The organism is Kineococcus sp. AC630 (assembly GCF_979255925.1).
The window spans coordinates 37478-45462 of the sequence record NZ_CEEDMJ010000033.1 but is presented as its reverse complement, the minus strand read 5'-3'; the positions used below and the strand labels follow the sequence as shown (position 1 = coordinate 45462).

Here is a 7985-nt window from a genome sequence, read left to right as displayed (position 1 = left end):
GGGTGGGTGAGGGGGGTCACCGTGCTCCTCCGATCCGCAGGTCTTCGAGGGGGTCGATCAGCGGTAGCTCGAGCACGGCCGTCGTGCCCTGGTCCTCCACCGAGTCCAGCGCGAGCGACCCGCCGTGCAGGCGGACGAGGTCGCGGGCGATGGTGAGGCCGAGACCGGTGCCGGGCACGGCGAGCACGGCGGCGTTGGACCCGCGTGCGAACCGCCCGAAGACGGCGTCGACCTCTCCCGCGGGGATGCCCATCCCGTTGTCCTGCACGACGATCCGCACGCGACCGCTGTGCTCCTCCACCCGCAGGCGCACCAGCGAGCCGACGGGTGAGAACTTCACCGCGTTGTCGACGACGGCGAGGACGGCCCGGTGCAGGTGCCCGGCGTCGCCGTTGACCCGCATCCCGCTCAGCTCCTCCGGCGACGTCGTGCAGCGCAGCGTCCCGCCGCTGGTGGCGCCGGTGGCGACGGCGGCGGCCACCCCGGCGACGAGGTCGGCCACGGGGGTGGAGCCGCGCACCTCGGCGGTGGGGGCGGACTCCACGCGCGAGAGCAGCAGCAGGTCCTCGATGAGGGAGCGCAGCCGTTCGGTGTTGCGTTCCACGATGCCCAGCACCGAGGACACGTCCGCGGAGACCTCCCCGACGGCGCCGTCGCGCAGCAGTTCGAGGTAGCCGGAGATGGAGGTGAGGGGGGTGCGCAGTTCGTGGGAGACGGTGGCCAGCAGGTCTGACTTGACGTTCTCGACGTCGCGCAGCTCCCCCAGCAGCCGTTCCTGGGCGCGGTAGAGCCCGGCCAGGACCAGGGCCCGGGCGAGGTCCACGGCCACGGAACGGGCCAGTTCGACCTCCGGCACCGACCAGTCGCGGGCCCCGGCCCCGCAGACGACGCTGAGCAGACCGTGCGGGGTGTCCCCGACACCGATGGGCACCAGCAGCAGGGCGCGCGCGCCGCAGTCGTGCAGGAAGGCGTCGAGGGTGGCGGAGCGTCCCTGCAGGGTGCGGGTGTCGGGCACGGCGTAGACCTCGCCGCTGGTGTGCAGCTCCTGGAGCCAGCTGCGCGAGTCCTCGAAGACGGCCCACCCGCCGCCGTGGACGGCGCCGCCCGCGCCGCCTCCGGGGCCACCGGTCAGCGGCGACAGCGGGGGGTGGGCCCACTCCCGGGTGACGGGGCCCAGCCCGGCGTCGGTGAGCATCCGGACCCAGACGCGGGCGACGTCGAGCTCCTCGCCGAGGCGGGTCACCGCCACCTGCAGGGCGTCCTGGGCGACGAGCTGGTCGCGGACCTCGCGGCCGATGTCCCCGGCGAGGCGGTGCAGGCGCGCGGACTGCTCCGCGGCGTCCAGCAGCCGCTGGTTCTCCCGGGCCAGGTCGTTGACCGCGAGCGCCACGGAGCGGACTTCGCTGGGGCCGTCGGTGGGGTCGGCGTGGGCGCGACGATCGCCCCGGCCGTGGGCGTCGAGGACGTCGACGAGGGAGCGCAGGGGGTCCACGAGGGCCCGGCGGGTGCGGCGTCCGGTGGTGGCGACGACGGCGAGGGCGGCGGCGAGGGTGAGTCCGGTGCCGGCGAGGGCCGCGTAGCGGACCCAGTCCTCCGCGGAGGTCGCGTCGTGGCGCTGGTCGCGGACGAGGACGTCGAGGCGGGCGTTGGCGTCGCGCAGTCGCGCGAAGGCCTGCGTCTGCTCGGTCCCTGGGTCGTCGGTGCCGGAGTCGTCCGCGTTCCCGGCGACCCAGGTGTCGATGAGTCGGGACTGCTCGGCGAAGAGGCTGCGCTGCAACGGGTCGGTGAGGAGGGTCTGGACGTGTCCCCGCAGGGCGGGCAGGGCGTCGAGGGCGGTGGTGTAGGTCGCCGGCAGCGCTGCGGAGCCGCTGTCGCGGCGGTCGCGCAGGGCGGAGTCGGCGTCGGAGAGGGTGAGCTGGAGGGAGGCGTTGGCCGACTCGAGCTGACGCAGCTGGGTCTCCCGGGCGCGGGAGGAGCCGGTGACGAGCAGGCCCCCGGCGCCGGAGACCCCGACGAGCAGCAGCAGGGCGACGACGACGCCGAGGGCGCGGGTGAGGCGGGCGCCGACGGAGGTGCCGCCGGCGGCGGCCGCGCGCTCGTCGACGCGGCGACGGGTGCGGCCGTGGGCGAGGGCGGCCTCGTGCAGGGCGCCGGGGCGCGGGGCGGGCTGCGGGAGCAGTTCGTGCAGCCGCTCCCCCAGTGCGGGGTGGGGGGCGGGAGCGGGGCGGCTGCTCACGTCCGGCGCACTGCGCGCATCACCCTGTCGGCCCACACCGTCACCATCGGTCGCGGTCACCGCGACCTTGAACCGGCACGGCCCGGTGCGGTCAGGCGGGCACGGTGTGGGCTTCGCCGAAGGCCGTCAGGGACCCGCGGCTGCGCAGGCTCATGACGAAGGCGAGGACCTTGGCGACGGCGGCGAAGAACTCCGGGGGGATCTCCTGGCCGACCTTGCAGCTCTTGTACATCGTGCGGGCGAGCTGGACGTCCTTGACCAGGGGGACGTCGTTCGCCTTGGCCCTCTCGCGGATCTTGGTGGCGATCGCGCCGGCGCCCTTGGCGACGACCTTCGGCGCGCCGGTGCCCGGTTCGTAGCGCAGGGCGACGGCGATGTGGGTGGGGTTGACGAGGACGACGTCGGCCTTGTCGACGTCGGACATCATGCGGTTGCGCGACATGGCCATCTGCTTGGAGCGGATCGCGCCCTTGAGCAGCGGGTCGCCCTCGGCGTTCTTGTGCTCCTGCTTGATGTCCTGCTTGGACATCCGCAGCTTCTTCATGGTGCGGCGGTAGCTCATGGCGTAGTCGGCGGCGGCGATGATCAGCCCGATGAGGACGGTGACCATCAGCATCTTCGCGATGGCGGACTTGGTCAGGGCCAGCACCGCCGACATCGACATCGCTCCCTGCCCGACGAGGTCGGGGGCGAGGTTCTTGGCGATCATCCACATGACGAAGCCGATGACGGCCGTCTTCAGCAGCGACTTCGTGCCCTCCCAGATGGCCTGGGGGCCCCAGTGCTGCTTGAAGCCGTTGACGGGGTTGAGGTTGCTGAACTTGGGTTTGAGCTTCTTCGTCGCCGGGCGCAGGGTGCCCTGGATCGCGCCGGAGACGACGACGGCCATGAACGTCGTGAACGCCAGCGGCCCCAGCACGGTGGGGATGCCGGAGAACGTGTCCGACATCGCCGACAGGGCCCGCGCCGGTTCGGGATCGGCGGCGACGGTGGCGATGTCGGTCATCGCCTGCGTCATGAGCAGTTTGCCGGCCTCGATGGTGTGCGGGATCGCGATCGCCCCCGCGCCCGTCGACAACCACGCCGCGACGTCGCGGGAGAACGGGATGTTGCCTTCCTCGCGCGCCTCCTTGAGGCGCTTGGCGGTCGGCTTCTCGGTCTTCTCCCCGCTCACCCGCCCCCACCCCCGCTCACAGGATCCGCGGCACCGGGGGTGACGAGGCGGACGACGGTCTCGCGCGCGGTGCCGGCCATGTCGGCGACGACCCCGGGCAGCATCGAGAACGTGAACCCGGCCAGGGTCAGGGCGATGAGGATCTTCACCGGGAAGCTCATGGCGAAGACGTTCAGGGCCGGGGCGACGCGCGAGAGCAGCCCCAGGCCGATGTCGGTGATGAAGAGCACCGCGATGAGGGGTGCCGCGATCTGCAGCGCCGAGAGCATCAGCTGGCTGATGCCCTGGGTGAACACCCGCCCCACGGTCCCGGTGTCGATCCCCGCGTTCAGGGGCAGCACGTCGTAGGAGCGCAGGAAGCCCTGGAGGATCAGCAGGTGCCCGCCGGTGACGACGAGCAGCGCGGTGGTCGTCCAGCTGTAGAGCTTGCCGAAGATGGCCGTCTGGACCTGCATCAACGGGTCGTAGGCGCTGGCGAGCTGGAAACCGCCGAAGAGGTCCAGCATGTCGCCCGCGGCCTGGACGGCGGTGAACAGCAACGCGACGAAGGCGCCCATGACGACGCCCACGAGGGCCTGCTGCACGACGGCGGTGATGAGCGGACCCGGTTCCGCAGCGGGCACGGAGTCGCGCAGCCGACCCGCGACGGGCAGGGCCATCGCGACCGAGAGCATCGCCTTCACCTGGCCGTTGACGGCCTTGTTCGCGAACGGCGGGGCGAACATCAGGAACGCCGCCGAGCGGACCGAGGCCAGCAGGACCGCCAGGATCAGGTCCAGCGGGATCGAGGGCAGTCCTTGCACGCCGCTCAGCCGCCGTGCGAGAGCAGCGACGGGATCTGGTCGTAGAGCGCGGTGGTGAAGGAGGTCATCTCGTGCAGCATCCACTTGCCGCACACCACGATCGCGACGCCCACGGCGATGGCCTTGGGGACGAAGGCGATCGTCTGCTCCTGCAGCTGGGTCACGGACTGGAACAGCGAGATGCCGAAGCCGACGGCCAGCGCGGTCAGCAGCATGGGGGCGCAGAGCTTGGCAGCGAGGACGAGAGCGGTCATCCCGATGTGGATGACGGTCACGTCGGTCATCGCGGTGCCTTCCTGTCGGGAGGGTGGTGCGGGGGTGTTCACGCTTCTGGCGTAGTTCTCGGCCGATCGGGTGAGGTTCTTGAATCGGGCTCAGGAGGGCGTTGGGTCGGGTTCGGGCCCGGACGACTCACGGGGTGGGCCCGTCGGATACTCCGTTCGCGCGAGTTCTCGCACTCCCTCACGGGGGTGGGCCGGCGCTCACTTCGGACATCCGACGAACCCACCCCGTGAGTCGTCCTTCCAGGTCACCTTCGCGCTGGCTCAGCCCGCGTAGCTGGAGACCAGGGCCTTGATGATCAGGCCCCAGCCGTCGACCATCACGAAGAGGAGGAGCTTGAAGGGGAGGGAGACGGTGACCGGGGGGAGCATCATCATGCCGAGGCTCATCAGGGCTCCTGAGACGACGATGTCGATCACCAGGAACGGGATGAAGATGACGAAGCCGATGATGAAGGCGCTGCGCAGTTCGGAGAGGGCGAAGGCGGGGACGAGGGTCGTCAGCGGGGTGGCCTCGCGGGTGGCGGGCAGGTCACGCTTGGCGGCCTTGGTCATCAGGGCCAGTTCCTCGGGCCGGGTCTGCTTGAGCATGAACTGCTTCAGCGGCTCGCTGCCGTCGGTGAAGGCGACCGTCGCGGTCTTGTCGCCCTTGAGGTAGGGCTGGATCGCGGCGTCGTTGATCGCGCTGAAGGTGGGGGCCATCACGAACATCGTGAGGAAGAGCGCGAGGCCGGCCAGCACCTGGTTGGGCGGGGTGCCCTGCAGGCCGAGCGCGTTGCGCGTCAGGCCCAGGACGATGAGGATCTTGGTGAAGCAGGTCGTGAGCAGCAGCAGCGCGGGGGCGACCGAGAGGATCGTCAGGGCGATGATGACGGTGACCGACTGGCTGGGTTTGCCGCTGACGCCGTTGATGTCCAGGGACACCGAACCCGGGGCGGCCGGGGCGGCCGGGGCCACCGGGTCGGCCGGCGCCACGGCACCGGCGGGGCTGCCCGCGCTCACACCCGTCACGTAGGCGACAGGGGCGGCGGCGGAGACGCTGAGGGGGGCGAGGGCGGAGGTGGCGGCCTGAGCGGACGCGGCACCTCCGGCGATCAGTCCACCGGACAGCACCAGCGCCGCGGCCAGGGTGCGGGCACGGGAGTTCTTCACCTGCGGGTCGTCCTCTCACGCAGAACGTCGACTGCCTTGGTCCAGGTGGCCGGCGACAGGGCCGAACCGGTGACGCCCGGCTGGGGGGCGTGGCGCGCGGGGAGCTTCGCGGCGACGGTCTCGCCGTCCTTGCGCAGGTAGCGCTCCCCCACGTTCGGCTGGGCCGCAACGACTTCCGGTCCGTCCGTGACGTCCACCGTGGAGGGTTCCGCGGTGCTGTCCCCTACCTCGACACCTTCGGCGATTTCCTTGAGTTCACCCGTCCGGGCGAACACGGAGGCGACGTCGGTCTCGCCGAGCAGGTTCACGCCGGCGTCGGAGACCCCGACGACCAGGGCCCGGTCGCCGACCTTGATGAGGGCGACGGCGGCCTTCGCGCCGAGGCTCTGCTTGGCCAGGACGGAGAAGTCCGCCCCGCCGGTCACGCCGCCCTGACGGCGGCGCAACCAGCGCGAGATCAGGTAGAGGAGGCCGAGCACCGCGACCAGCGAGATGCTCGTGCGGGCGATCGCGGCGACGGCGTCCATCAGGCGCCGGCCTCCGGGGTGACGATCTCGGTGATGCGGATGGCGTAGTCCTCGTCGACGACGACGACCTCGCCGCGGGCGATGAGCTGACCGTTGACCAGGATGTCCGCGGGGCTGCCGGCGGCGCGGTCCAGCTCGACGACGGAGCCGGGGGTCAGGGCCAGCAGGTCCTGCACGGTCATGCTGGTGCGCCCGAGCTCGACGGTGACGTCCATCTGCACGTCGCGCAGCAGGTCCATCGTGCGGGGGCGGCTCACCGCGGGCGACGACGACGACGCCGAGGCGGTGGGCTGCGGGGTGTCGTTCTGGGCGGTGAGGGTCAGCCCGATCAGGGCCAGGGTCTCCCCGCCGGCGCCGATCACCGCGACGGCACCGCCGTCGAGCTGGGACAGGGCCTGCGCCGGGTCGCCCTCGACGCCCGCGTCCAGGGTGCACTGCCCGAGGGAGTGCACGACGGTCTCCAGGGCCGGGCGCAGGGCGTCGACGGGGTCGAGGGCGCCCTCGGGGCTCATGAGGAGGGTGTTGAGGGTCTCCTCGCCGACGACGACGGTGACGCGGCCGTTGGCGGCACCGGCGAAGTTCGCGGAGACCGCGATGCCCTCCTCGCCGAGGTCGGGGGCCTGGGCGACGGTCACGACACCGGTGATGGTGCCGGGCGCCGAGAGCGGGAGGACGGCGAGCGCAGCCTGGGCGGCCTCACGCAGCGTGGCGGTCAGGTCGGTGTGGGTTGCGGTGCTCATCGTGCGTTCTCCTCGGGGGTCGGGACGATCAGGCAGGCGAGTCGGGGTCCGCGGCTACCGGCCACGGCGGAGGCGACGTGGGCGCCCTGGGCGACCACCTCGAGGGGCTCGTCGGCGCGTTGCGGCAGCCGCAGCACGTCACCGGGGATGAGGGAGAGGATCTCGTCGGGACGCATCTGCGCCGCCTTCATCCGGACCGAGACGTCCACCGGGATGTGCTCGAGGTGGTCGTCGAGGCGGTCGCGCATGAGGCGCCGGATCCGCAGTTCCTCGGGGCTGGCGACCCGCAGTTCCGCCGCGGTCAGCGCCGCGGACAGCGGGTCCAGCGGCATCGCGAGCGTCGCGGTGCCGGCGACCCCGTCCACCTCGAGGTGGAAGGAGGACACGATCATCACGTCGGTCGCGGCGGCAGCCTGGGCGAAGGCCGGGTTCTGGTCGATCGCGGTGAGCTTCGGCTTGAGGTCCACGACCGTCACCAGCGAGGAGGCCAGTTCGACGAGCGTGCGTTCGACCATCCCGCGGGCCAGGACGGCCTCGATGTCGGTCAGCTGCCGGTTGGGCTGCTCGTTGTGGCCGCTCCCCCCGAGCATCCGCTCGATGCAGGAGAGCACGAAGGCGATGTCGAGGTGCAGGACGCCCGCCCCGGTCAGCGGCTCGGGGTCGAAGACGGCCATCACGGTCGGCAGCGGCAGCGACGCGGCGTACTCGTCGTAGCTGTACTGCTGGATGCCGTCGAGCTCGACCTGCACGGTGGTGCGCAGGGTGGAGGACAGCAGCGTCGCCCACTGACGGCAGAAGCCCTCGTAGGTGATCTCGAGCACGCGGGCGTGCTGACGGGACAGCTTGGTCGGCCGTCTGAAGTCGTACGGGACGGGAACACCGCGTCGCCGGGAGCGACGGGTGCCTGTCCGCTCGGCGGTACTGGGGGTCTCGGCTGCCACGAGCCCTCTATCGGCACGAATGGCCGTCACCCTTTAGCGCGAGCCCGAACGGGTGGTTCCGGGCGTTGCGGCTCAAGGGTTCGCCCCGACGCGAGGGGGCCGACGGGCAGGACGACGGCCGGCGTCCCCGG

General features: G+C 71.9%; 8 protein-coding genes. All 8 read right to left on the bottom strand.

Annotation, left to right across the window (positions count from 1 at the left end; translation table 11 throughout):
* Window positions 1-16: 16 nt before the first annotated feature.
* Window positions 17-2236, bottom strand: a complete 2220-nt coding sequence (locus AC0I8G_RS23725) for an ATP-binding protein (RefSeq protein ID WP_471732144.1) — start codon at window positions 2234-2236, stop codon at window positions 17-19.
* 91 nt (window positions 2237-2327) lie between these two features.
* The gene (locus tag AC0I8G_RS23720) at window positions 2328-3410 is read right to left on the bottom strand and encodes an EscU/YscU/HrcU family type III secretion system export apparatus switch protein (protein ID WP_471732143.1); all 1083 of its coding nucleotides are present in this window, start codon (window positions 3408-3410) and stop codon (window positions 2328-2330) included.
* On the bottom strand, window positions 3407-4213 hold the full coding sequence (locus AC0I8G_RS23715) for a flagellar biosynthetic protein FliR (RefSeq protein ID WP_471732142.1): 807 nt from the start codon (window positions 4211-4213) through the stop codon (window positions 3407-3409). Before AC0I8G_RS23715 ends, AC0I8G_RS23720 begins: the two co-directional genes overlap by 4 nt.
* 5 nt (window positions 4214-4218) lie before the next feature.
* Window positions 4219-4497, bottom strand: coding sequence for a flagellar biosynthetic protein FliQ (locus AC0I8G_RS23710; RefSeq protein WP_328291679.1), 279 nt, complete (start codon window positions 4495-4497; stop codon window positions 4219-4221).
* Window positions 4498-4758: 261 nt separating this feature from the next.
* Window positions 4759-5646, bottom strand: coding sequence for a flagellar type III secretion system pore protein FliP (gene fliP, locus AC0I8G_RS23705; RefSeq protein WP_471732141.1), 888 nt, complete (start codon window positions 5644-5646; stop codon window positions 4759-4761).
* Window positions 5643-6173 carry a FliO/MopB family protein gene (locus tag AC0I8G_RS23700; protein WP_471732140.1) on the bottom strand — a complete coding sequence of 177 codons (531 nt, stop codon included), beginning with the start codon at window positions 6171-6173 and terminating at the stop codon, window positions 5643-5645. Before AC0I8G_RS23700 ends, fliP begins: the two co-directional genes overlap by 4 nt.
* Complete coding sequence (gene fliN, locus AC0I8G_RS23695) at window positions 6173-6913, bottom strand: flagellar motor switch protein FliN (RefSeq protein ID WP_380262530.1); 741 nt, start codon at window positions 6911-6913, stop codon at window positions 6173-6175. Before fliN ends, AC0I8G_RS23700 begins: the two co-directional genes overlap by 1 nt.
* Window positions 6910-7854 carry a flagellar motor switch protein FliM gene (locus AC0I8G_RS23690; RefSeq protein ID WP_328291683.1) on the bottom strand — a complete coding sequence of 315 codons (945 nt, stop codon included), beginning with the start codon at window positions 7852-7854 and terminating at the stop codon, window positions 6910-6912. The genes fliN and AC0I8G_RS23690 overlap by 4 nt, the downstream gene beginning before the upstream one ends.
* Between the last annotated feature and the right edge of the window lie 131 nt (window positions 7855-7985).